The organism is Pedobacter deserti (assembly GCF_024436415.1).
Taxonomy (GTDB): domain Bacteria; phylum Bacteroidota; class Bacteroidia; order Sphingobacteriales; family Sphingobacteriaceae; genus Pedobacter; species Pedobacter faecalis.
Genome location: NZ_JAFMZQ010000001.1, coordinates 15,750 through 39,348 on the forward strand (window position 1 = coordinate 15,750; position 23,599 = coordinate 39,348).

Annotated in this window: 23 protein-coding genes; 2 read left to right on the plus strand and 21 right to left on the minus strand. The window is 48.7% G+C overall.

The window, feature by feature from the left end; all coding sequences use genetic code 11:
- Positions 1–2: 2 nt before the first annotated feature.
- The 9 genes from J3P40_RS00085 to kbl all read right to left on the minus strand — a co-directional run bounded on the left by J3P40_RS00085 (position 3) and on the right by kbl (position 7,529).
- Entirely contained in the window at positions 3–851 is an 849-nt protein-coding gene (locus J3P40_RS00085; RefSeq protein WP_256001810.1) for a 4-hydroxy-3-methylbut-2-enyl diphosphate reductase, read from the minus strand.
- Positions 852–916: 65 nt separating this feature from the next.
- Positions 917–1,738, minus strand: coding sequence for a hypothetical protein (locus J3P40_RS00090; protein ID WP_256001811.1), 822 nt, complete (start codon positions 1,736–1,738; stop codon positions 917–919).
- Between the two features lie 32 nt (positions 1,739–1,770).
- Positions 1,771–2,280, minus strand: coding sequence for a phosphoribosyltransferase family protein (locus J3P40_RS00095; RefSeq protein WP_256001812.1), 510 nt, complete (start codon positions 2,278–2,280; stop codon positions 1,771–1,773).
- An 86-nt stretch (positions 2,281–2,366) separates the two neighbouring features.
- Complete coding sequence (locus J3P40_RS00100) at positions 2,367–2,771, minus strand: hypothetical protein (RefSeq protein WP_256001813.1); 405 nt, start codon at positions 2,769–2,771, stop codon at positions 2,367–2,369.
- Positions 2,772–2,774: 3 nt separating this feature from the next.
- On the minus strand, positions 2,775–4,229 hold the full coding sequence (gene rlmD, locus J3P40_RS00105) for a 23S rRNA (uracil(1939)-C(5))-methyltransferase RlmD (RefSeq protein ID WP_256001814.1): 1,455 nt from the start codon (positions 4,227–4,229) through the stop codon (positions 2,775–2,777).
- A gap of 51 nt (positions 4,230–4,280) precedes the next feature.
- Positions 4,281–4,856, minus strand: coding sequence for a TetR/AcrR family transcriptional regulator (locus J3P40_RS00110; RefSeq protein WP_256001815.1), 576 nt, complete (start codon positions 4,854–4,856; stop codon positions 4,281–4,283).
- Complete coding sequence (locus J3P40_RS00115; protein ID WP_256001816.1) at positions 4,856–5,263, minus strand: Rieske (2Fe-2S) protein; 408 nt, start codon at positions 5,261–5,263, stop codon at positions 4,856–4,858. Before J3P40_RS00115 ends, J3P40_RS00110 begins: the two co-directional genes overlap by 1 nt.
- The gene (gene pheS, locus J3P40_RS00120) at positions 5,263–6,315 is read right to left on the minus strand and encodes a phenylalanine--tRNA ligase subunit alpha (RefSeq protein WP_256001817.1); all 1,053 of its coding nucleotides are present in this window, start codon (positions 6,313–6,315) and stop codon (positions 5,263–5,265) included. Before pheS ends, J3P40_RS00115 begins: the two co-directional genes overlap by 1 nt.
- A gap of 26 nt (positions 6,316–6,341) precedes the next feature.
- Positions 6,342–7,529, minus strand: coding sequence for a glycine C-acetyltransferase (kbl, locus tag J3P40_RS00125; RefSeq protein ID WP_256001818.1), 1,188 nt, complete (start codon positions 7,527–7,529; stop codon positions 6,342–6,344).
- A gap of 106 nt (positions 7,530–7,635) precedes the next feature.
- On the opposite strand from kbl, the gene J3P40_RS00130 reads away from it, so the two are divergent.
- Positions 7,636–10,083: a DUF5686 and carboxypeptidase regulatory-like domain-containing protein gene (locus J3P40_RS00130; protein ID WP_256001819.1), complete on the plus strand. Its 2,448-nt coding sequence runs from the start codon at positions 7,636–7,638 to the stop codon at positions 10,081–10,083.
- An 80-nt stretch (positions 10,084–10,163) separates the two neighbouring features.
- Here the strand turns inward: J3P40_RS00130 and J3P40_RS00135 are convergent, their stop codons facing one another.
- The 4 genes from J3P40_RS00135 to J3P40_RS00150 all read right to left on the minus strand — a co-directional run bounded on the left by J3P40_RS00135 (position 10,164) and on the right by J3P40_RS00150 (position 13,961).
- A complete protein-coding gene (locus J3P40_RS00135) occupies positions 10,164–11,357 on the minus strand; it encodes a C1 family peptidase (RefSeq protein WP_256001820.1) in 1,194 nt (397 codons plus the stop codon).
- Between the two features lie 101 nt (positions 11,358–11,458).
- Positions 11,459–12,628, minus strand: a complete 1,170-nt coding sequence (locus J3P40_RS00140; protein WP_256001821.1) for a dienelactone hydrolase family protein — start codon at positions 12,626–12,628, stop codon at positions 11,459–11,461.
- 45 nt (positions 12,629–12,673) lie between these two features.
- The gene (locus J3P40_RS00145) at positions 12,674–13,318 is read right to left on the minus strand and encodes a DUF6266 family protein (RefSeq protein ID WP_256001822.1); all 645 of its coding nucleotides are present in this window, start codon (positions 13,316–13,318) and stop codon (positions 12,674–12,676) included.
- Between the two features lie 4 nt (positions 13,319–13,322).
- The gene (locus J3P40_RS00150; protein WP_256001823.1) at positions 13,323–13,961 is read right to left on the minus strand and encodes a DUF6266 family protein; all 639 of its coding nucleotides are present in this window, start codon (positions 13,959–13,961) and stop codon (positions 13,323–13,325) included.
- A gap of 317 nt (positions 13,962–14,278) precedes the next feature.
- On the opposite strand from J3P40_RS00150, the gene J3P40_RS00155 reads away from it, so the two are divergent.
- Positions 14,279–14,980: an SIR2 family NAD-dependent protein deacylase gene (locus tag J3P40_RS00155; RefSeq protein ID WP_256001824.1), complete on the plus strand. Its 702-nt coding sequence runs from the start codon at positions 14,279–14,281 to the stop codon at positions 14,978–14,980.
- On the opposite strand, the gene J3P40_RS00160 is transcribed toward J3P40_RS00155, so the two are convergent.
- The 8 genes from J3P40_RS00160 to J3P40_RS00195 form a co-directional block, all read right to left on the minus strand.
- Positions 14,919–16,025, minus strand: coding sequence for a hypothetical protein (locus tag J3P40_RS00160; protein WP_256001825.1), 1,107 nt, complete (start codon positions 16,023–16,025; stop codon positions 14,919–14,921). The genes J3P40_RS00155 and J3P40_RS00160 overlap by 62 nt on opposite strands.
- Positions 16,018–17,646, minus strand: a complete 1,629-nt coding sequence (locus J3P40_RS00165; protein ID WP_256001826.1) for an FAD-dependent oxidoreductase — start codon at positions 17,644–17,646, stop codon at positions 16,018–16,020. Before J3P40_RS00165 ends, J3P40_RS00160 begins: the two co-directional genes overlap by 8 nt.
- Before the next feature lies 1 nt (position 17,647).
- Complete coding sequence (locus J3P40_RS00170) at positions 17,648–19,162, minus strand: polyamine aminopropyltransferase (RefSeq protein ID WP_256001827.1); 1,515 nt, start codon at positions 19,160–19,162, stop codon at positions 17,648–17,650.
- A gap of 11 nt (positions 19,163–19,173) precedes the next feature.
- A complete protein-coding gene (locus J3P40_RS00175; RefSeq protein ID WP_256001828.1) occupies positions 19,174–19,398 on the minus strand; it encodes a DUF350 domain-containing protein in 225 nt (74 codons plus the stop codon).
- Positions 19,399–19,407: 9 nt separating this feature from the next.
- A complete protein-coding gene (locus J3P40_RS00180; protein ID WP_256001829.1) occupies positions 19,408–19,578 on the minus strand; it encodes a hypothetical protein in 171 nt (56 codons plus the stop codon).
- Positions 19,578–20,891 (minus strand): DUF4178 domain-containing protein, encoded by a 1,314-nt coding sequence (locus tag J3P40_RS00185; protein WP_256001830.1) that lies wholly within the window; start codon positions 20,889–20,891, stop codon positions 19,578–19,580. Before J3P40_RS00185 ends, J3P40_RS00180 begins: the two co-directional genes overlap by 1 nt.
- A gap of 1 nt (position 20,892) precedes the next feature.
- The gene (locus tag J3P40_RS00190) at positions 20,893–21,246 is read right to left on the minus strand and encodes an S-adenosylmethionine decarboxylase family protein (protein WP_256001831.1); all 354 of its coding nucleotides are present in this window, start codon (positions 21,244–21,246) and stop codon (positions 20,893–20,895) included.
- 76 nt (positions 21,247–21,322) lie between these two features.
- The gene (locus J3P40_RS00195; RefSeq protein ID WP_256001832.1) at positions 21,323–23,539 is read right to left on the minus strand and encodes a hypothetical protein; all 2,217 of its coding nucleotides are present in this window, start codon (positions 23,537–23,539) and stop codon (positions 21,323–21,325) included.
- Positions 23,540–23,599: the final 60 nt, after the last annotated feature.

Consider the following 23,599-nt stretch of genomic DNA (forward strand, 5'->3'; position numbering starts at 1 on the left):
TTTTAATGATCGAGCAGGTAAGTTTTTACCTCCTCCATGAGCCACATCGGTGTGGAAGTAGCCCCGCAGATACCCACTTTGTCATGCGGATTGAACCAGGACATATCTATTTCTTCCCTATTCGAGATGAAATAAGTATTGGGATTGTATTTTTTGCAAACGTCGAAAAGCACCTTGCCATTGGAAGACTTCTTTCCGGACACGAATATGATCTTATCATAGTTCACCACAAACTTCTCCAGATCCGAATAACGGTTAGACACCTGTCTGCATATCGTATCATTGGCCTTCACATCATATCCCCGGTTCTGCAATTCCTCTTTGATCTGGTAGAATTTATCCGTGCTCTTGGTGGTCTGGCTATAAAGTGTAAACCGCTGAGGCAACTCCATTTGGTCAAGTTCAGCGATATCCTGGAAAACAATGGCCTTTCCGTCTGTCTGACCCTGCAGACCGATCACTTCGGCATGCCCGTGCTTGCCAAAAATAAGGATCTGCTCCTCCTCATCATGGGAGTTTTTGATCCGGTTCTGAAGTTTAAGCACTACCGGACAAGACGCATCAATCAGCGTAAGCTCATTTTCCAGGGCCAGCCTGTACGTATCCGGAGCCTCCCCATGCGCCCTTATCAGCACCTTTTCCCGGCGAAGCTCTTTCAACTTATCATGATCAATGATCCGCAAACCCTTGTCGGTCAGACGCTTTACCTCCTCATCGTTGTGCACGATATCGCCCAGGCAATACAAATGATCTTCATGATCCAGGATATCCTCTGCCATATCAATAGCATAAACCACCCCGAAGCAGAAACCTGAACCTTTATCAATGGTAACCGTCAAATCGTATTTCATGTGCAAATCAGCTGATGCTAACTACAAAAATAAAGAAAAAGAGTTTGATATCATTGAATACAGCATCATAACCTGCGGATATCTACATAAATACGACGAAGCAGTCGCCCTGCAAGCAAAAGCATCTGCAAAGGATGCAGCACCAGATTGAGCAGCGGGTTCTGCCTGGTCATAAACGACACCATGATCCTGCTGAGGAAGATCAATCCGAACGGCAAGGCCAGCAAGTTAAGATCCGATACCAGGCCCAACGCCACCGGTCCGCCAATGAGCAGCACCACATAGATAAGCGCTGCAAGCATATTATGACTCAGAAAACCATACATCCGCTCCCCTTGCTTCCCAGCATCGGCAAGCGGGGCTGAGTATGCGAACTTATTTGCGAGGAGTACTTCCGAGCGCTCGCCCTTACTGCTGGTCATGACCACACTGCGTTCCAGACCCGGCGAAATAGGTAGCCTTACGTACCTGGCCAAACGAAGCGGGAAGAGATTGAGCAGCATAAAATCACTTAACGGATCATATAAGTAGTCGCGCCAACGCCTTAACGACCGGCGGGGAACTAAGGACAGAGAACCTAAACCGAACAATTTCATGCGGTACAGCATGTTGTTGATCAAGCCTTTCTGAATCAGGATATCTGCGTCGAGGGTAAGCGTATAGCCGGCCCGCGTTTGCGGCTCCACCTGCTCATCCGGAGCATTGCGCACCACTACCTCTATATGCTGATAGTCCTGCTCACGGATTGAAGCCAGCAGCTTTTCCGGCGAGGCAGACGAACCATAATTACGTATCACGATAAGCACATGGTCGGTAAAGTGCCGGCCGTAATAGCCTAGTCTGGGGTTCGACAAAAAATTAAATAGCGTTACTGAGAATCTCAGCACGAGGAATAATAATGCGATATATAGGAAAAGGATCAACTCAGATACACTCTATCCTCCTCGCCTTCCACATCCATAACCACATCCACATGTTCTTTAAGTACAGTAGCCAATTGCAGGCCAACGTAATCGGTAGCAATAGGAAATATTTTATGGCTACGGTCTACCAGCACTACCGTGCGGATCTTCTTATGAGGCGTATTCAGAAAAACACCTAAGCCATAGGCCAGCGTCTTGCCGCTGTTCAGCACATCATCCACCAGGATAATGACCTTGTCCTTCCATTGCGTTTCATCCAGGTCGGTCGCCGCTACAAGCTTACTGTTGTACCGGTCCAGATCAATTTTCAGCAAAGTAATTTTTAAAGAAGATATCTCAGAAAGTACCTTTTGCAGGCGCTGTGCCAGCTTGTACCCGCGTTCCCAGATACCCGCAAGCACTACTTCTTCCTCCTCCAGGTTATCTTCCAGGATCTGATAAGCAATGCGGTTAATTTTTTGCTGTATCTGCGTTTTATTAAGAATCAGTAATTGAGAATCTGCCATGCTTTTTACGTTTATGCGCAATACAAAAGAACGATTTTCGGCAGTATTATCAAACACCCCGGCAACGAATTGAGGGGCCTCAGCCTTTATTTCGTTTTATAAGGATAAAAGATAAAGTTTGCACCCTCAGGTACGATCACAAAAACACACATAAAAGCCTTTGGATCCTTATAGTTCTTCAAAAACAACGCTTTTTTTTCGGCCGCAATAATGCCCTTCTCTACAAACTCCTCAAAAGTAGAAGCCTGTATGGTCCAGCCTGTATTCAGTTCCGTGCGGTCCAGGATCACCTCACCAATACTCACGGTATGCTGGTGCGCAATAAAGATCGGCTGTGCAGATATGCCTTCAACCATAATATCGACAGCCACTTCGCGGATGGAAGGAGCATAAAACTCCAGATCCTTTTCCAGGCTTACCAAGGGACTCACCGGCTTAGCCTCCGGCTTGTTCTGTTCCGGCTGCTGCGGAAGTAATTCTTCTAAATCCATGTCTTAACCATTTACCGCTGCTCCCTTTAAACGAAGCAACACCACATTTTCTACATGCTGCGTATGCGGGAACATATCTACCGGCTTAATCCGCAGCACCTCATATTTCCCCGTCAGCAAGGCCAGGTCTCTCGCCTGGGTAGCCGCATTACAACTCACATACACAATCCGCTCGGCCTCCATCTCCAGCAGGCGCTCCACCACATCAGCATGCATGCCCGCCCTCGGCGGATCCGTGATCACCACATCAGGCCTACCATGCTGCGCAATAAAATCGCGCGTCAGGATGTCTTTCATATCGCCTGCATAAAACAAGGTATTGCCGATGCCGTTCAGTTCGGAATTGAACTTCGCATCCTCAATGGCTGTTGGCACATACTCAATACCCACTACCTGCCGCACACTGCGTGCCACAAAGTTGGCTATCGTTCCGGCGCCGGTATACAGATCGTATACCAGCTCGTCGCCTTTAAAGCCGGCAAACTCCTTCGTGATTTTGTACAATTCAAAAGCCTGCTCAGAGTTGGTCTGGTAAAAAGACTTCGGCCCTATCTTAAATCGAAGTCCGTCCATCTCCTCAAAAATATAGTCACGCCCCGCATAGGTAATCACCTCCTGATCGAAGATCGTATCATTTCTTTTCTGATTGACGATATACAGCAGCGAAGTGATTTCAGGGAAACGCGCCTGAAGAAAAGCCATCAGTGCCTCGATCTGTTCCTGCTCCACATAGGCAAACACCACGGCCACCATAATTTCACCTGTGGACGAAGTACGGATAATCAGGTTACGCAGGTTGCCCTCATGATTGCGGAGGTCATAAAAACTAAGTTTATGCGCCAGCGCATAATCGCGCACCGCATTCCTGATATCATTTGAGGGCTCTGCCTGCAGATAGCAATGCTGAATATCCAGAATCTTATCAAAGCGTAGCGGCACGTGAAAACCCAGGGCATTCATCTCCAATTCAGGAGTCGGACCATCATAACCTTCGGTGCGCTCTGTCATATCCTGTTTGTCAAGCCAGCGCTTATTAGAGAATGTATACTCCAGCTTGTTGCGGTAATAGGTATTCTGCGCCGAACCCAATATGGGCTCCATCGCCGAAGTATCTATTTTACCCAGACGCTGCAAGGCAGCCTCCACATTTTTCTGCTTAAACTTCAGCTGCGCATCATAACCCATGTGCTGCCATTTGCAGCCCCCGCAGGTACCAAAATGCAAACAGAAGGCAGGCATACGCAGATCAGAGGCTTTTGCCAACCGCTCTATAACACCCTCGGCAAAATTCTTTTTCTTTTTCGTCAGCCGTACATCAACCACATCGCCGGGAACAGCCCGTTCCACGAAAACCACCAGTTCATCAGCCTTTGCCACACCCTTACCTTCTTCCGCAATATCAATAATGCTAAGATTGGGAATGATGGTTACCGTTCCCGATTTTCTGTTTCTACTCATTATCCGGCAAATTTAGCCAAAACAACGGAGCAATTATGAAATAAAAATAAACTAGAGCGCGGCCTTGACCAGGAAGGGCAGCATCTCCTTCTGAAAGCTCACGAAATTCTTACGCACGTCGGCATCGCTCACCGAGGTAAAGGCGAAGGAGAACACGATGCTTTTGCTTGCCTTGAGCAAGAAAGCGAGCCCCTCTTTTCTCGAAGGATTATGTTTAAAATGGTCAAGTTCAAGATAAGCCGAAAGGAGAAGCGACTCCAACTGGTCGGAAAGATGTTTCAGAAACTCCTGCGAGTTGGCATTCTCCCGCACAAAGTCCCAGCCAATAAACTCATTGCACACCGTATAGGTCAGCCGGCAGGTCTTCATCACCAATGCCTTCAGATGCTCTTCCTCATTGGCAAACTGCACCTTGTTCTGCAAAATCTCCCGCAGGTTCAGGTCAAGATAGTTCATCAAAATGGCATCCAGGATCTGCACTTTGCTTTCGAAGTACTTATACATCGTTGCCTTGGCTATACGCGCCTTCCGTGCAATTTCGTTGACACTGGTTTTATGATAACCGTATTTCCTGAAAAGCTCTTTCGCAGCCCTGATAATACTTTCTTTAATTTTATCCGGTTCCATCAGTTACGCACGTTTATCATCTGTCCGCCCAGCAGCACGGTTCTGTATTTTTTTAAATATTTAACGGCTGGTGCCTTTTGCGGACTGCCGTCCGTCAGCAAAAACTTAGCCCCTGTACATGGGTCGGTAGCCGTCACGCCGCTTTCGTCGGGCGACACCTGGCAGCCCTCCTGCGGGTTCACAGAACTGCAGCGGTCGAACGCCACATACTCCCCGCCGATCGCTACGATCATCAGCCCCTTTACGCCCTGATTAGGCACCAGCACCACATTATTCACCTTTTTCAGGTTAAACTCCTGTATGGTAATATTGAAATTTACCGGAACCTCCGGAATATAGTTTTCTGCCTTTCCGCAACTGCACAGCAGCGCCAGACCTAAGAAAACCATACCCCATGCCCGGTTCATCAAATTAAAGCCGATTTATATTGCTTAAGGAAACGCACATCGTTCTCAGAGAACAAGCGCAGATCCTTAATCTCAAACTTCAGGTTCGCGATACGTTCTATACCCATGCCAAAAGCAAAACCGCTGTATTTATTGCTGTCTATACCGCAGTTTTCCAGCACGTTGGGATCAACCATCCCGCAGCCCAATATCTCTACCCAGCCGCTTTGCTTGCACATCTGACAGCCATCGCCTTTGCAGATTGTACAGGATATATCCATCTCCGCAGAAGGTTCCGTAAAAGGAAAATAAGAAGGGCGGAAACGTACCTTGGTACCTTCACCGTACAACTCCTGAACGAAATAGAACAAGGTCTGTTTCAGATCAGCGAACGACACGTTTTCGTCTACATACAGCCCCTCCACCTGATGGAAAAAGCAATGTGCCCTGGCTGAAATAGCCTCGTTGCGATATACCCGCCCAGGCATAATAGCGCGGAAAGGTGGCTTGCCCGATTCCATCATACGCACCTGCACAGATGAGGTATGCGTACGCAAGGCGATATCCCCCTTGCCATCGTCTTCTCCCGGCTTCGCTTTGCGGATAAAGAACGTATCCTGCATGTCGCGCGCCGGATGCTCCTCCGGAAAGTTCAACGCAGAGAAGTTATGCCAGTCGTCTTCGATCTCCGGCCCTTCGGCCACCACAAACCCAAGCTTGTTAAAGATCTCCACGATCTCCCGGCGTACCAGGGCCAGCGGGTGTCGCGTACCCAGTTCGAAACCCTCTCCGGGCAGTGTCAGGTCCATGTCGGCCGACTTCCCGGTATCCACCGCGCTGCTGCTGTCTTTAAGTTCCGCATACTTAGCCTCGGCAAGCTGTTTAAACTCATTTAAGACCTTACCAAGTGTACGCTTTTCTTCGGGTGAAACCGCTTTAAACGCATCGAACAAATCCTTAATGATCCCTTTCGTTCCCAAAAACCTGATCCGGAACTGCTCCAGTTCGTCTGCATTGTTCGTCGTAAAGGCCGAAACCTCCGAAGTATATTGTGTTATCTTATCTTGCAACATGGGGTCAAATATACGCTTTTACAATCCTATATCACGCCTAAAGCCTTACCAACCTTGGTAAAGGCAGCAATAGCCTTATCCAGGTGATGCTGCTCATGCGCTGCAGAAAGCTGCACCCTGATCCGGGCCTTGCCCTGCCCAACTACCGGATAGTAAAAACCGATGACATAAATGCCCTCTTCCAGCATCTTTGCGGCAAACTCCTGCGCCAGTTTGGCATCATAAAGCATCACGGGAACAATCGGGTGAACACCCTCTTTAATATCGAAACCAGCAGCTTTCATGTTTTCGCGGAAATATTGTGTATTGCGTTCCAGCTTATCGCGCAGATCAGTCGTCTCGCTCAGCAGGTCGAGCACCGCCACAGAAGCACCCGCAATGGCTGGAGCCAGGGTGTTGGAGAACAGGTACGGCCGTGACCGCTGCCTGAGCATATCAATAATTTCCTTTTTTCCCGATGTGAAACCGCCTGAGGCACCACCCAATGCCTTACCCAGCGTACCGGTGATGATATCTACCCGGTCCATCACGTTGAAATGCTCGTGGGTACCGCGACCAGTCTTGCCAATAAAACCTGTACAATGCGACTCATCGATCATGACCAGCGCCTCATATTTGTCGGCCAGGTCGCAGATCTTATCCAACGGTGCAATAACACCGTCCATCGAAAAAGCACCATCGGTAACGATAATGCGGTGACGCGCATCTTTCGCTGCGATCAGCTGCTGCTCCAGGTCGGCCATGTCCGCATTCTTGTAGCGGAAACGCTTTGCTTTGCACAGACGCACACCGTCGATGATCGACGCGTGGTTCAGTTCATCAGAAATGATCGCGTCCTGATCGCCAAACAAAGGTTCAAATACCCCGCCGTTTGCGTCGAATGCCGCAGCATACAAAATCGTATCTTCTGTACCGAGAAACTCCGAAAGCTTAGCCTCAAGCTCCTTATGCACATCCTGCGTACCGCAGATGAACCGCACGGACGACATACCGTATCCATATTGATCGATCGCCTTCTTGGCGGCCTCGATCACAGCCGGGTGTGATGAAAGTCCCAGATAATTATTTGCACAAAAATTTACGACTTCCTGACCGGTACTGACCTTGATATCGGCGCCCTGAGGGGTTACAATAATACGCTCGCGCTTATATAGACCGTCTTTTTCTATTTGTTCAAGTTCCTGTTGCAGTGCAGGCTGTAAAGTTTTGTACATAATAAGTTGTTTTTTGTTGGCGGCAAAGTTATGAAATTATACCTTTAGGTGGTACTGTCAGCGCAGCGTCATCAAACTTTAATCAAATATTACTGTTACCTTGTTAATGAAACACATCTGTACCGCACTTTTTTGCTTTTTTATTACCATCGGAGCGCTTGCCCAGCAATTTAAACTTAGCGGATACATCACCGATGACGCCGGGAAACCCGTACCTTTTGCATCCGTGTACATCCGGAACACGACCAAAGGCACCTCCGCTAATGTCGACGGCTATTACAGTTTTACCATACCTGCAGGAACCAGCACCATCGTTTACAAAGCCATAGGCTATAAGCCTGTAGAAAAAGCGCTCAATCTGAGCGGCAACCATACCGAAAACACCGTACTGAAGGAAGAAAGTTACAGTCTTGCGGGGGTTACCATACGGAGCGATGGTCGCGATCCCGCCTACCGGATCATCAGGCAGGCCATCAGAAGACGGCTGGAGCATAAGACAGAGGTTAAAAGTTATACGGCCGATGTCTACATTAAAGGTGCCCAGAAGCTTGTAGGCGCTCCAAAAAAGTTCTTTGGCCGCGATATTCAGAAAACGCTCGACCTGGATACCAACCGCAAGGGCATTATCTACCTTTCGGAGTCGACCTCCAAACTGGCTTTTGAGCGACCAAACAAGATCCATGAAGAAATGATCTCCTCGAAGGTTGCGGGTCAGAACAATGCTTTCAGCTTTAACAAGGCTTCCGACCTGATGGTCAATTTCTACGAGAATGTGGTGATGGAGAACATCCTGAGCGCAAGAGGATTTGTGTCGCCCATAGCCGAGGATGCCATGCTCTATTACCGTTATAAATTGTTGGGTACCACCACAGAAAATGGTGCCACGGTCAATAAGATCCAAATCATCCCCAGGCGTGAACACGACCCGGTTTTCAGGGGCGTTGTTTATATCCACGACGAAACCTACCACTTGCTTAGCGCCGATGTGTATCTGACAAAAAGCACCGGAATAAACCTGCTCGACACGCTCAACATCTCTCAGCAGTTTCTGCAGAGCGGCAAGACCTATATGCCCTCCAGCATCAACCTGCAATTCAGCGGCGATGTACTCGGCTTCCAGTTCCAGGGCTACTATATAGGAGTGTACAGCAATTATGATATTGACCCGGAACTGCCCAAGGGGTATTTCAATGGAGAGCTGCTTCGCGTAACCAAGTCGGTCAACAAGAAAGACTCCTCCTTCTGGAACATGGCCCGGCCTATACCGCTTACCGCAGAAGAGCGGGCCGATTACCGGCGTAAAGACAGCATTGCGGCATATCGCAACTCCGACCGCTATCTGGATTCTGTAGAACGGGCGGGCAACAAATTCAATGCACTTAAGTTTGTGGTGGCCGGCCATACCATCAGCAACCGCCGGAAGGAGTCTACCCTCCGTTTCGATCCGCTTTACAAGTCTATTTTCTATAATACAGTGGAGGGCGTTACGCTGCGGCATGGGGTTACGTATACCAAGCAGTTGGAAGACTGGCGCTATCTGACTTTACGGCCTGAGCTTCGCTATGGCTTTTCTAACGAAACCCTAACCGGGAGTCTCACAGCTACCTACCACTACAAGCCCGAGAAGCGTGCAAGTTTAAGTGTGAGCGCGGGAACCGGGATATACGACCTCAATAACTTTGGTTCCATGAGCCTGTTTGGCAACAGCATCAACTCCCTGTTCTTCGAGACCAACTTCTCTAAATTCTATAAAAAAGCCTTCGCGAATGTGTCGACCACCAGGGAATTGTTTAACGGTTTTCAAGCAACCTTAATGGCCGATTTCTCGGAAAACTACAACCTGGTGAATACCACACGCTTTAAGATCAAGGACCTGAAGGGGGAAACCTTTACCTCCAACAACCCTTTTACGCCCGACTCAGAAACGCCGCTTTTTCCAACATATAACGCCTTTAACCTAAGCGCTACCTTAAGTTACACGATCGGGCAGACCTATATCACCCGCCCCGAAGGGAAGTTTTATCAACCAGCTAGATACCCCGTTATCGACCTCCACTATCGCAAAGCGGTTAAGGGCATATTGGACAGCGAGGTAGAGTACGACCTGCTGGCGCTGGAGGTTTCACAAAACCGCATCCGGACAGGCATGTTTGGCTATTCCTCTTTCGTTGTTGGCGTAGGAAAGTTCCTGAACCGGAACACCATCTACTACCCCGAGTTTAAGCATTTCAGGGGCAACAACAGTTTACTGGGACAACCCGATCTGCGCAAGTTTCTTTTCCTCGATTTTTACCTGTACAGCACCGATCAGCAGTATGCGGAACTGCATTACGAACATAATTTCAGCGGAATGCTCAGCAATAAAATGCCATTCCTGCGCAAACTTAAACTTGAGGAATTTATCGGCGCCGGCTATCTCACCCAGCCCGTGAAACGCAACTACACTGAGTTCTATTTTGGCTTGCAGCGACTCATCCTGCGTGTGGCCTATGGCTTTGCTTACGACGGCAATAAGAAAGTCGACCACGGCTTCAGGCTTTCGTACGGCTTCTAACTCTTTAAAATAAAAAATCCCTTGCCTACCGTCAGACAAGGGATTTTTTGCGTCTTATTAATACGAGCTCCGAGTACTCCTTAGATGCTTAGTTTCTTTTTGATATCAGCAGGGATACCTTTTTTATGCAGTAGAAATGCTGTGGTCTTATACTTCACGAAGTTCTTGGTAACGTACAAATAACCCTTATAGTCGTTTGTAGCACCCCACGAGTTTTTCACCACATAGTACTCTTTACCGTTCTGATCTTTCGCAATACCAGTGATCTGCATACCATGATCGTCGGTTGTCTTATATTGATCAAAAGCTTCCTGGCGCATATCTACGGTGATTTCCCTTTCAGGCTTCGGCCCGTTAAACAGATTTTTCTGCTCCTCGCCGCTCATGTTTTCGATTTCCTTTTCAGGAACGAAAGCGATACCGTTTTTCCAGCTGAAATATTTCTCGCTTACGTCGGTAGCCCAGGCTACAGTGTAGCCGCCTTTCAATGCGTTATCTATGATCTTAGTGATATCGTCCATAGGTACATTATATACCTGATCGAACGACCAGTTGTCCGGAACCATCAGAACAGCCTTGGTGTAATACGGCGAGGTATTGAAAGAAGAAAGCTCCACATAGTCGGCCGGATTGATGCCTACCACCTCTTTCGCAAAAGTCTGCGGCGTATACTCCTTACCTTCAAAAGTGAATTTCTCAGGAACTGCACCCATGCAAGAATCGATGGTGCGGATATATCTTGCTTTCCAGGTGGCGTCAAACTTACCGTCAGGTGCGTTAACCGCCTTTTCCAGGATCGCCTTGGTCAGCTTGTTCATACGGTCGGACGAGCCAGGGCTGCCATAATCATTACCATTATATACTTCCTGTGGCAATGCACCATATTTAGCAAACATGTTGATTACGTCGTGACAAGCACCGCCGTCGCCCAAAGTAAGCGCGCCGTGCATACGTACATAATTCATCCCTTTTTCGATGTAGGCGTTTCTTGCCGTGAACAAGTCGGCCAGATCCACAGGCTTTTTACCCATACGGATCATTTCCGACTCCAGGAAAGAGTTGGTGCTGTAGCTCCAGCAGGTACCCGATGATTTCTGGTTCTTTACCGAAGTCGCTTCGGTGCTCACTACCGGTGTGAAAGTAAAACTGTTTTTGCTGGCCTCGCTTTGGTTGTTTTTAAGCGAATTTACCAGGTTGTCTTGCGCAAAGCCCGAACCAGCGGCCAACAGCAATGCTGCGCCTACCCAGGCAGATTTCATAAAGTTTGTAGTCATTTGTATGTTTAACAGTTAGTTTGTTGATTTATAAACGCAGCAAACTTAATAATAATCTTGCACATCAAACAGATCTGCAATAATGTTACATCTGCCCTGAGTTACCACTGTCGCACTTGACCATTCTCTACCAGCAGCACCGCAGAAAACACCCGGTCGGGGTCTAATGCTGCTGCCGTCTGCGTTATGACCCTTTTATCGCGCTTTACCCGCTTGTTGAACAGCGTTTTTCCCTGATATGTCACTTTCACCTTTTTATCGAGGTTTAGCAGTTCATCGTTCAGGTAGATCAGCAAAGCCGGGTGTGTATTGTGTTCGATCTGTACCGTATTCCCCGAAACAGAAACCGTAGCCAGAGCGCCGGCTTTTCCCTTTCCGCGTGGTGCGCCCAGCCAGTAAAACTGATCGCGCAGCACATCATCCTGCTGCCAGGACACCCGCGAAGGCAAAGTTTTTCTGCGGAAAGAAGCCAGCCATGGCATGGCAACTGTATCCTTTCTGTTCATCCAATGCGGCATATCCGGATAAATCTCCACCTCATGGATAAAATCTCCCGGATTGGCTGCAGCCAGGCTATCCAGTTTTTTGCCCCATACCGCGGCCAGCTCATTACGCTTGTAAGCCGCGTCTTTACCACCCATGTAGATGGCAAAAGGCAGGTTGCGGAGATTAATGGCCGCAGCGTCGCCGGGGTGACCCGCCATCATGGCTGCAGCAGCCCAGTAGGGCGCTAAGCGAGGGGCAAGCTGAAAAGTGCCGTCGCCCCCCGCCGAATAACCCGTAATATAAATCTTATTCGGATTTACGTCCTCCATTAGCATCGCCGCCTTAATCACTTCCGTAAACAGGGTGTCTATATGCTCCTGATGCCACAGGTTCCAGGTATCTGTAGGTGCCCTTGGTGCCAGATAGATACCCTCTTTCGGGGTATACAGCCCAATTTGATTCTTCCACTGCTGATCATTGGCTGCAGCGGTAGTGCCCCCACCCCCATGCATCGAGATATAAAGGCTCCGCCCATCCGCAGGCTTCTCGCCCAATACCCGGTACTGAAACTTAAGGGTATATTCCCCATTGCGTGCCACCTTCTGTTGCCACACAGATGCCAGATGCACCTTCTGAAGCGCCCGCTGCTTCTCCAGCTCGGCCGCGGCGAACTGCTCCGCCTCGCCTTTTTTAAGTTGAGCAAGCAGGCTTATCGGAGACAGCGAAAACAACATCACTATGGCCACGCACAGGCACGGCAAGGAGGAAATACGGAAAGACATCATACGAGCTGGAGTTTAATGGCCTAAAATAAACAATTAAAGCCCGTATTATAAAATCAAAGCACCGGCATATACCGTGTCGCCCGTCCTTCCACCGTCCGCGGAATCAAAGTTCATGTAACAATGCAGGGTAAAGCCCGCAAGGTACCGTGGCACCAGCACGTCGCAAGCACAGGCACGACGGTTTACCACATGAACACTGCTGACTCCTGCATTCCTTTCCGGAGAATAAATCAGGAAAGTACCCCGGTCGGCATACTGGCAGTTGGGCGACTGCGGCTGCGCTGCCCAGGTAAACCTGAGCTTGCGCATATGACCGGTACCCTCATCGGCCAGCGCCGTAACCTGCACCCCGCAGGGTATGGACACCGGTCCGCGACTGTAAACCAGCCGTGTATAATCCAGATAGTCTTCCTTGAAAACCCGCGGGTAGTTGTAAGAAAACGCCGTGCCTATTATCTCTTTGCCCTTGGCGGCCGACTTAAAACCCGCCGCAACCAGATCGGCATTCCTATGAAGAAAACGGCCTAATTCCGCGAAACGTTCCTGTTGCTCAAGCTGTATTTCGGTGGGTTTCGCTTTACTCCGCTTATGAAGCCCGGTCATAACATTTCTGCGCTTGCCACGGCGACCGATCACCACTCCAGCCTTTTTAAAAAAAGTGCCGAGCAATCCATTATTTACAATAGCCATGTGCTTACAGATTAAAGTTACCCAGATACGTGCTATTGGCCGTCGCCTTACGGTCGGCCGATACGAACGATATATACACTTCCATATAGCTTCCCTGAAGTGCATCCGGAATCACCAGCAGATCTCTGCCCGCTTCACGCCTGTTCCCGAACAAACTGAGATAGCTACCCTCTGTTTCAGGAAAGTACGCCAGCATCATGACCTGGTCCGAACTGCGCTCCCAGGAGAGTTCTGTATCTGCGGCCCAGCTGAATTCCAGTCCGGCAGACACCTGCATCACTGCCGGATCCTGCGCAGGTAAAAGCGTACCCTGACTGACCCTCAGCCGATCGTAAGCGACCGTAGCATTCGGATAATCTCCCTGAAGGGCATTCCTGCGGTTGTAGCTCATCGCTTCATTAAAACAATTTAAATCTTTCCCTACAATCTCCGGCGCAAAGCCCACGTTAATAAACGGAAGCAGTTTGCTCAGGAGCGGACTCATTAGCTCTACCTGCTGTCGCGATGCCAACTGCTTTTCCGTCGGCGGATTTAAATTCACCCCTATTGTCCGTGCAATATTTTTTCCCTTCCGGGTATAGTAGACCAAATTGCCTACCTTCCCGGTTACCTCCCCGTGGAGGCCATTTTTAATAATACCCATGGTTTTTTTAATAGATTGTTAATTTCCCACAATACTGGGGATTTTTGGTAAATATAACCAAAAAGCCTTTAACTGGCCAAGTACATGTTCGGGAAAATTAAAAATATTCTTTTGATAATCAACAATAAAACCTCCGACCTACATGACCATTGCGTTATGTTTGGGAGGGGTTTGGAATACCCCCTGGGGTATATCAAACCCCTCCCAAACCCCAGCCAATCATAAATCAATTCTCCTGATATAAGAAGCTTTATAAATAGTTACGATATAAAATTGCCGTGCTTATCCCGAACAAGGAGAGCACTGTGGTAAATGCAATGAAATTCCTACATTCGGGTAAGATGAAGAAACTGGTAGTATTAACGGGCGCTGGCATCAGCGCAGAAAGCGGATTAAAAACGTTCAGAGACTCTGACGGGCTGTGGGAAGGCTACGACATTGAAGAAGTAGCTACGCCCGAAGGCTGGAGGCGAAATCCGGAACTGGTACAGCGTTTTTATAACGAGCGGCGCAAATCGGTGCTGGAGGCGCAACCGAATGCCGCGCATCTGGCCCTGGCCGCAATGCAGGAGCATTTTGAGGTACAGATTATTACACAGAATATTGACGACCTGCACGAGCGCGCGGGCTCAAAAAATGTATTGCATCTTCACGGACTCATCACCATGTCGCAGTCGGACGCCGATGCCAGCCTGACTTACCCTATTGATGGCTGGGAAATTAAGATGACCGACCTGTGTGAATACGGCAAGCCCTTGCGCCCGCATGTCGTTTGGTTTAGCGAAAACGTCCCTAACCTCCTGCCTGCAGCGGAACTATGCGCCGAGGCCGACGTTTTTGCTGTGATCGGCACATCACTGGCGGTGTACCCGGCAGCGGGACTTACCGACTATGTGCCTTATGATATCCCTAAATATGTGGTCGACCGCAAAGTACCTTACATTAGCGGCGACTATATCAAGATTGAAGCTCCGGCGACCGTTGGTGTTCCGCGACTGGCGGAGTTACTGCTTTCGTAGCTCTGGATTTTTTCCAAATAAAGCCGTCTAGAACATAGTGTGTCATTTGCGGCAGGGCCAGAAGGGGAACAAGCAGTGCCAGCACATCCTTTTCATGTATAGCGGGAAGAAAGGAAAATATCCCGAATACCGATGCGTTTTCCCGCCAAACAAATCCGTCCCACAAACCTTCCTCTAAATAAGCGAATAAAATAATTGAGCCGATAAAGAACAGTAAGCCGTACCGTGTGGAGGTCGCGTTCTGTAAAGGGCCCGATTCTGAGCGGGGCCTGACTTTTTGTTTCTCAAAAAACCATATAAGCGCCATGTAGGGAATTCCATGAGATATTACGTTGAGCATTGTAAAGGCCATATCGCCATTAAAATAGACGATACCAAAGTACCAGGAAAGAAAAGTTCCTGCTATGACAAGATTTCGGGGAATATTGATTTCCGAATACCGAAAGATAATGAGGCCCTCCTTTAAAAAATAAATCAGGATGACCGCAAGATATAAGACAAAAGAGATTTCCCGCAATGGGGCGGAGTTGAAATACAGGAAGTCGCCGGCGATAAACCAGTTGAAGTTGCGGTCGGCCGACAGATGCCAATAAAGCAGCGGATAAAGGGTGGCTGTATAAATTGCCACCTTGTCGACCGCCTCAAAGAACATTCCATTGTTTTCCTTTCTGGAATAAAGGCGCATGATGCCATACTGCTGGCGTACAAAGTGAAAGACCGCAAGGTAGGCGAGAATCCGCCAAAACCACATATCATTTGCATGATAAAGCAGCACAGCCATAACATAGCAAGCCAAAGGAACGGTAAGGAGCAGGTTTCGCCTGGTGCCCATGCCAGCGGGGTTAAAGTAAGTGCGGTATAGTGTTGAATAAACATGAGCCACGTCGATAAACACCACCAGGATTACCCAATAAAGCACCGGCATACCTGCCGCGTTTTGAAATTTTGCTGGCATAAGGCTTACAATAAGCAGCGACAAAAAGGGTGGCGACAATATAAAGATACTGTCGGACAACGGCGAGTTGAGCCATGGCTGCTTAGGCATTTCGTGTAGCCAACAGCTCCTTCGCTGCGCGTATTCCCTGATGAAATCCCTCCTCAAACAAGGAAATCCCGCTCAGGTCGGTGTGACCAAAAAAAACTTTTCCGCCAATATGCTGCCTTGCTTTCCGGCGATCTTCTCCCCAGATGTAGCCCGTGGTCGGACTCACCATACCATGGCCCCACACCCAAACATCTATCCGCATTATCAAGCGAGTAATACCGGGGTGCATGTATTCCATTTCCGGTATAATTATGTCCAGCCACTGCTCGTATGTCCGCGCGTATGCCGCAAGGCGGGCTACGCGTGGACTTTGCTTGCATAAGGGCAGATAAAACGTCAGCACCTTTGGTCCGGCAGACATACCGGGCTGCTGATGTCCGGCGTATACATAGCCGACGGAGGGCTTACCAAACGGCACATTGTCCCACGACGGCGGACCGGATGGCAGATCCTGAACAGTAATGTTGGCGACCATCCAGGGTGCATAGGTGATCTTAGCCGCATCGAAGGGCCGGGATATTCCTTCGAGAATACGGTTATTTACAAACTGCGGCGTTGCCATGATGACTTGATCAGCTATTATGTTGACCGTGCTGGCTGTTTTAAGGTCATACACGAGGGCTTGCACCTTGCCATCAGTCCCGAAGCTTATCTTGTGGGTCATAAACGACGTTTTGATATGCTTATCAAGCTTTTCACGTAGTTTACGGATCAGCCAGCCGTTTCCCTCCGGCCAGGTGAGTACAGCTCCCTGATCGGCATTGGCCGCGCGGCCCTTGTGACCCGAAAAGTAATTCAGCCCGGCCCAAGCAGATATATGATCCAAGGTAAGACCGTAGTCGTCTTTACAGCAATACTCGAGGTACCACAGAAGATACGGCGATTGGTAGCCTTCCCGTTTGAGATAATCTGCAAAGGAAATGGTATCGAGCTTACGAAAGGCCGGATCATCAGACGACTGGTCTACCGGTATATAAAATGCATATTTGCCGTCTGATCCCCGTGCATCCCGAAGCTGGTCGGCCAGATTTAAAAACTTATTTATCTCTAAGGTATCGCCTGGATTCACACCGAAGCGCGGAATCAGTCCATCCTGCCATTGCCCGTTAATAAGCAACCGCTCTTCAGGATCGAAACAAAGGTAAAATTCGTTATATAAAGGCAGACCGTTCTGATAGCCGGTGATAACACCCGACTCTTCCAGAAATTGCAGCAGTTCTTGATCGTCATTATTGGCAATGGTGATGTAGTGCGCGCCGAGGGGATAACGAGAAACACGGTTCTGCTGATGATGGGCATTGCCGCCAACGTGATCTTCAAGTTCCAGGATTACAAAGTTTGACATCCCCTGCTTCTGGAGCCAGCGCCCTGCGGAAAGACCGGATACGCCCGCTCCAACTACGAGGACATCGACCTCCTGACTTCCTGTGGCGGGGGGCAACGGCGACTTGTCCCGGAGCATGTGACCCGCACGGGCATCGGGCCCGCCCAAGCCTCCGGAAATATGCTTATATTTTTGTGTCTGTCCTGTGATCTTGCCCATGCAGCCGTTGAGCATTACCGCGCCAACAGCCAGGGCGGCTTGCATCAAGAATCTTTTTCTGCTGATCGGCTCCCTCATTTTACTGATAGGTAACGGCGCCCCATTCTTCTTCAAAATATTTGACAAGGGCCTGGTTGTTCAATTTATTTACATCCGTTTGCACTTTTTTCATGTCATCAGGAAAATGCATCATCTGTGCAAGTGTAGAAGTCGACACAAACCGCAGATTTGGGGGAAACGCTGAGGGTAGCCTATATGCTGGCTGCATGGTGGCAAGAATGTATCCCCATTCGCCGAAAGAAGGAACGTAGTTATGATATGGAACAGTAAAAAAACCAACGGACCGCAGGGTCTCGTCGATGCACCAGAATGATTTCGGGGCTACGTAGGGCGAGGTTGACTGCACTACAACCGCCGCGTTCGGTGCAGCCACGTTACGGAGCTCCCTGTAGAAAGTGTTGGTGTATAATTTACCTACGGCGTAGTTGGAAGGATCTGGGAAGTCGACGACTATAAAATCATATTTTTTTGCGGCTGATCTGATCCAGGTAAACGCATCACCATTGACTACGGTAACGCGGGGCGACAACAGCGATGACTGGTTCAGTTCAGTGAGCATCAAATTTGACCGAAACAAGGATGTCATGCCGGGATCGAGATCTACGAGGGTGATATCTTCCACGTTGGGATACTTAAGTATTTCACGCACGGCCAGTCCGTCGCCTCCGCCCATTACCAGAACATGCCTCGCCTGCGGTAAGGCTGCCAGTCCGGGGTGAACAAGCGCCTCATGATAGCGGTACTCGTCGTCGGCACTGAACTGAAGATTTCCATTCAGGTAAAGTTTTAAAACTTTACCGCGTTTAGTGAGTACAATACGCTGATAAGAAGTGCTTTTTGAATAAATAATGGTGTCGTTATAGCTCAGACTCTCTGCATAACTGGTTATCTGCGCAGCCATTACAAAACCCGCCAGCAACGCAAGCAGAGAAACCACAGATGCGGTTTTAAGATAACCCGGTCGGCTTATCTCTTTCTGAAATGCAAAACATACCAGTAAGGCGACGCCTACATTCAGCATGCCAAAGAGAAATGATGTTTTCACCAGTCCGAGATATGGTATAAGCAGCAGCGGAAAAATAATGGATGCAAGCAGCGCTCCAATGTAATCGAAAGTAAAAACGCGGGAAACCAGGTCTTTAAATTCATACCGGTCTTTGAGAATTCGCATAAGCAGTGGTATCTCGAGCCCTACAAGTATTCCGGTAATACCCACGAGGCTGTACAGGATAATTCGGAAGGAGGCCGCACTCTCAAAAACCAGGTAAAGGATGCTGGAACTGACGCCGCCAACCAGACCTACCAAAATTTCAATCTGGATAAACCAGAATAGGATATTCTTCTCGAAATACCTGGACATCCATGATCCGATGCCCATGGAAAAAAGATAAAGCCCGATGATGATGGAAAACTGGGTAACGGAATCTCCCAGCAGGTAACTGGCCAGTGTACCGGCGATTAACTCATAGATGAGTCCGCAGGTGGCAACAACGAATACGGACAGCAGTAATAATATGGGTAGTTTATTACTCATTGTTAACCTGGCTATCCATGGATAGATGAGCTTACAATCATCGCTATCGCTATAATAAACGCTGCAAAAACAACAGCCAGTGCCATATTCCGCTTCTCAAGAATTTCTTTCCAGAGATTCTCAGGGGTGATCTTTTCAATGATCCAGAATGAAATAAGCAGGATAAAGATACCAAGGAATGAGTACAGCACTGAGGCTACTACATATTTGATGTTAATTAATTCGTATAAGCTCATATTTTATAATTATTTATGATGAAACCTGTTTCCGTGTCCATATGTCCGGACGCTGCTGGGTTCGCTGTTTCGCCGGAGATTTTCCTGCCAGGCCGCCCGCCCCACATAGGAGGCGTAGACATAGGATACCACAACCATGGCGATGAAAACAATGTAAATGTATTTTATAGTCAACTTCATTATCCCTGGCTAAAAGGTGAGTAATTACTGTTAGACCAGCGCCGCTTTTCAAAGTAGTAAGCGCGTATAAGATTGGTGATAGGAACGATACTGATCAGCAGTACGGCAACGAATATATTCCGCCACATGACGGGGTTTGCGGTAACACGAATATCGACAGCACCATTCCGTATATCCCCGCCTGCGGCATAAACGTTGAGATGGTACTTACCTTCGGGTATCTCCGAAATCATCATTGCTGCCACCCGGCTACCCTCCGACCAGTGCTCACCGCCTTCATAACCCTGATAGAACTCTATGCCTTTGGTCACCTCCCAGGATTGATTGCTGGCCTCGTTGACCAACACGATGGTCGCTTCAAGCCAGTTATTATCTAGCATGGAACTGACCTCCATTTCAAGTGCGGATGAGCCATGAATCTCGAAAGAAGAAGTCACGAACGGGTTGAACTCATTAACCGGCTTTACACTATCGGCCATGAGATAGTATGTTTTATCAAGGAGCGTACGTTCAGGCCTTAACGAGCTAATCAAAAATTCCGATACAAAAATGAACATCGCCGCGATAAGCGCGATCTTTATTGTCCACGACCAGCTTTCATATCCTTTGGATGGCTGGTTGGAGACGACGCCCTCTTTGCTTGGAAAATCATTAATATCCAATTTGAACGCCTCAGCTATAACCTGAGGCTCTGTATACTCCCCATTATAGTACTGCGTCTTACCATGAAGTCCCTTTTCCGTTTCCTGGGATATGACGAAGGGTGGAGATATAAATTCAGATATATGTATTTTTTCGCCCCGAATGTCCCAGTCAAATTCGCCGATCATGGCGATAATTGCAGGTGTGTACTTATGGAAGAGCTTATACTGCGTTGAGCCGCCCTGATAAGAGAGCGTTTTTCCGGACTGAACCATGCTTTCCAACTCAGGTTGAAAGTTGGCTCCTAAGATGAGATTCCAATGGCCGTCGAACTCAGAAAGGAAAGCATAGCCCTTCTCATAATGGTAAAGGATATATTCGCGCCATCTATAGAGGGGATCGTTTTCACGTTTTTCTATGTAGGCAATCACCTTAAACCGGTAACCTTTTAAGACACCTTCGCTTCCGATGGGTATTAAAGGCGTTTGCGCCTTCTTTCTGGCTTTGTATATCACTTCGGGCGTCTCACCTGAAAACCTGATGTAGGCGGCGCATGACCCACAGGCGCAGTATTCGCTGCCTTGCGGATCGTATAGCGTGATTGTTGCCCGGCACGTTGGGCATTCGAAGGTTTCGGGCACTGGAAAAGAAGAGAGTGAGAGGCTGGCCATATTATCGTATCAATTCTGACTTTCCATACTCATGTCCTTCAAAAAAAAGAAGCACCGCTTCGTAGATTATCCTGACCTTTTCGGAATTATCACGTCTGTAATTGGAGAGAAACACGTCGAAGGTCGCTCTCCCAAACTCCGGCCAGGTGTGAATAGACATATGTGATTCGGACAGGCAGACCACTGCGGTAAACCCTCCGCCCGGGAAGTCATGGTACACCTCCCCGACCTTAACCAGTCCATACGCATCGATCAGTTCATCAAAGCGTTGCTTGCATGCGACATGTTTTAAGAGATATTCTTCCTTTTTGCTAGTAAACTCCGAGAGGATATGCAGGCCCGGCTGGTAAGTCATTGTTGAAAGCATTAATTCAAACTCAAAAATAATAAAGTTTTATTTAGTTCAAAGATTCAACTTCGCACTGACCTTGTTACCATAGAAGCGTGACGTTAATACCCTCCGGACTATTATCGAACCCCAGATGCAATGTACGGGAAGCCGCATGCCAGTTATGTTTTGCACCGGAAAGTTCCGCGCCTGAGGCATTGGTAACCTTTACGCTACGTGGCTCGGCCGGCAACAATACTCGCATGCTGTTGATGGTGTTGGCCGGACTCTTACAGGTGAAGCTATAGGTCTTGTTTCCTGTCTCCTCATTGTACACACGTGCCGCAGCAGCCAGTACCTGGGGCTTGTTCTTATCCGCGACTCTGTTCAGATTGTATAGAAACGCTTGCTCGCCGGGTTTCACTACCTTTTCGGTTAGCACAGGAAGCTCTGGATCGAAAAGATCGATGACGAGTCCTTTGACGGTATGAGGCTCCGTGTTCACACTTTCATCCATGACGGCAACGATATCATAGGGCCCTCTTTGCAGAAAAAGGTTGTTTTTAAAGTCCAGTTTACCGGCCCTGGCTTCCTGTTCAAATGCCTGCTTCACAGTGTTCAGAAAGACTGCATCGCCATTGGCTTCCATAGCAAATTCCTTAGGGTTCTTTCTAATCACGTACACCGCTCCTTTACCTGCTTTGAAATACTGGGCGTTATTGTGGTTGTCTGCCGCAGCGCCGGTCTGTGCAGGCTGAATGCCGAGCAGCTTAAAGAGGTGGTCGGACGGCGCCTTGAAAGCATTGCCCTTGGTATTCCACCATTCCATGACGCTTTGGTAGGGGTCGTTATCGCGACCGCAGTACACGAGTACACCACCCGCTTTAACCCATTCGGCTAAATGTTCATGTGCCGCCGCAGCATCGGGCTTCATGTTGGCATAGCTCATGATAAGCACTTTGATGTCTTTAAGTGTGTTCCTGAAGGCCAGGTTTTCCATATGTACGGTTTGTACCGGCACTCCGTTTTTGAGCAGCGGCAAGGTTTGTCCGTAAAAATTAGAGAAGCGCGGATCGCTGTACCCGGCGTGTTCGGGAAACTGCTGGAACATGAGGCTGTTGCCCATCAGTACACCGATGGCATTGGTGCCGTTGACACGGTTGGCCGACAAAGGCATGTGGTTTAGCGCGTTGACCATCACCTGCATCTGGGTAGAATAGTATTTCGGGATCAGCACTTCCTCCTCGCTGTTGGCCAGCCGGTACGGGCGGGTATAAATGCGCTCAGGCCATGGCATCACCTCATAGTCGGCGACCATAGGATATAGCAGCTTGGCGGTGAAGGTGGCCTGGTAGTTCAGTTTATAGTCTAACCAGTCCTTCGGCCTGTCTTCAATCGGATCGGTCAGGAAAAACACTTTACGCCCGGTTGGCGCGGTCATGGACACCATAGATCCATATTCCAGGAAAGCGTTTTCAAACACGCGCTCCCTGACCTTGCCTTTATAAAAGTTCGGTTCACGCGAAGTGCCGGTCCACACCTGTGCAATATACCCATCTATACTCTTTAATGAAGCCAGACTGGCTTCGGGACTGACGATTCGCCAGGAGGCGTAGTTGACCAGCGAGTGTGTGGGAATATATACTTTGACGTCGAGCCCTTTACTTTTGCCGTAGGACTTGGCATATTCGGATACTTCTTTAATCGCATTATAATAAAGCTGGTACTTGAGCTTTTGCGAGAGATAGGTGTTCTCGGGTGATTCATGCTGCGGGCGCCAGTCGAAGCCATAAAACTTTTTCCATTCCTGCTTGAAAACCTCACTGTATCCGGCCCTTGCCCAAAACTCAGGCTCCTCGAGATGAATTGCCGTGATGCCGGCATCGATCACCTTTTTTACAACCGCAGTTTTCATATAGTCGATATAGGAGGCCACAGGTACGATGTAAGGCACCACATCCTTATCGTGCCAGATGATTTCGCCGTTGCGTTCTACCTGCCCAATGTCCTGATGGTTCTTGCCATCCCATTTACCGAGGAAGTAGTCCTGATAACCGCCCCAGGCTATGCCTGTCATAAAATGCGTCTGATAGCCGCGGTCGCGCCACGATTTAACACGCTCTTCGAAAGTCATTCCCCGGCGGTCGCCCGCCCCATACACAATGGCAATGTCCGACCGCACGTCAATTTCTGGTCGCCATGCACTGCCGGTTTGAAATGCTGTTTTTTCCGCAGGTTTCGGATTGGTTTGAGCCACTGCATGCCTCATTAGGATGGGCATGGACGCAGCAAGGCATAAAGAAAAGAGTTTGGTGTTCATGGTCTATCTGGTTACAGTTGTGTTGCCTAAAAATAGTATTTAAAAATAGGATTGCGATTT

What these genes read in the sequence shown, in the direction of transcription:
- J3P40_RS00110 (WP_256001815.1), bottom strand. Translation starts at nt 4,856, where the DNA reads ATGGAACCGGATAAAATTAAAGAAAGTATTATCAGGGCTGCGAAAGAG.
- J3P40_RS00145 (WP_256001822.1), bottom strand. Translation starts at nt 13,318, where the DNA reads ATGGCTATTGTAAATAATGGATTGCTCGGCACTTTTTTTAAAAAGGCT.
- J3P40_RS00135 (WP_256001820.1), bottom strand. Translation starts at nt 11,357, where the DNA reads ATGACTACAAACTTTATGAAATCTGCCTGGGTAGGCGCAGCATTGCTG.
- J3P40_RS00190 (WP_256001831.1), bottom strand. Translation starts at nt 21,246, where the DNA reads ATGACTTACCAGCCGGGCCTGCATATCCTCTCGGAGTTTACTAGCAAA.
- kbl (WP_256001818.1), bottom strand. Translation starts at nt 7,529, where the DNA reads ATGTACAAAACTTTACAGCCTGCACTGCAACAGGAACTTGAACAAATA.
- J3P40_RS00180 (WP_256001829.1), bottom strand. Translation starts at nt 19,578, where the DNA reads ATGAAGTTGACTATAAAATACATTTACATTGTTTTCATCGCCATGGTT.
- J3P40_RS00170 (WP_256001827.1), bottom strand. Translation starts at nt 19,162, where the DNA reads ATGAGTAATAAACTACCCATATTATTACTGCTGTCCGTATTCGTTGTT.
- J3P40_RS00150 (WP_256001823.1), bottom strand. Translation starts at nt 13,961, where the DNA reads ATGGGTATTATTAAAAATGGCCTCCACGGGGAGGTAACCGGGAAGGTA.
- J3P40_RS00175 (WP_256001828.1), bottom strand. Translation starts at nt 19,398, where the DNA reads ATGAGCTTATACGAATTAATTAACATCAAATATGTAGTAGCCTCAGTG.
- J3P40_RS00085 (WP_256001810.1), bottom strand. Translation starts at nt 851, where the DNA reads ATGAAATACGATTTGACGGTTACCATTGATAAAGGTTCAGGTTTCTGC.
- J3P40_RS00115 (WP_256001816.1), bottom strand. Translation starts at nt 5,263, where the DNA reads ATGAACCGGGCATGGGGTATGGTTTTCTTAGGTCTGGCGCTGCTGTGC.
- J3P40_RS00185 (WP_256001830.1), bottom strand. Translation starts at nt 20,891, where the DNA reads ATGGCCAGCCTCTCACTCTCTTCTTTTCCAGTGCCCGAAACCTTCGAA.
- J3P40_RS00195 (WP_256001832.1), bottom strand. Translation starts at nt 23,539, where the DNA reads ATGAACACCAAACTCTTTTCTTTATGCCTTGCTGCGTCCATGCCCATC.
- J3P40_RS00165 (WP_256001826.1), bottom strand. Translation starts at nt 17,646, where the DNA reads ATGAGGGAGCCGATCAGCAGAAAAAGATTCTTGATGCAAGCCGCCCTG.
- J3P40_RS00130 (WP_256001819.1), top strand. Translation starts at nt 7,636, where the DNA reads ATGAAACACATCTGTACCGCACTTTTTTGCTTTTTTATTACCATCGGA.
- J3P40_RS00140 (WP_256001821.1), bottom strand. Translation starts at nt 12,628, where the DNA reads ATGATGTCTTTCCGTATTTCCTCCTTGCCGTGCCTGTGCGTGGCCATA.
- J3P40_RS00100 (WP_256001813.1), bottom strand. Translation starts at nt 2,771, where the DNA reads ATGGATTTAGAAGAATTACTTCCGCAGCAGCCGGAACAGAACAAGCCG.
- rlmD (WP_256001814.1), bottom strand. Translation starts at nt 4,229, where the DNA reads ATGAGTAGAAACAGAAAATCGGGAACGGTAACCATCATTCCCAATCTT.
- J3P40_RS00160 (WP_256001825.1), bottom strand. Translation starts at nt 16,025, where the DNA reads ATGCCTAAGCAGCCATGGCTCAACTCGCCGTTGTCCGACAGTATCTTT.
- pheS (WP_256001817.1), bottom strand. Translation starts at nt 6,315, where the DNA reads ATGTTGCAAGATAAGATAACACAATATACTTCGGAGGTTTCGGCCTTT.
- J3P40_RS00095 (WP_256001812.1), bottom strand. Translation starts at nt 2,280, where the DNA reads ATGGCAGATTCTCAATTACTGATTCTTAATAAAACGCAGATACAGCAA.
- J3P40_RS00155 (WP_256001824.1), top strand. Translation starts at nt 14,279, where the DNA reads ATGAAATTCCTACATTCGGGTAAGATGAAGAAACTGGTAGTATTAACG.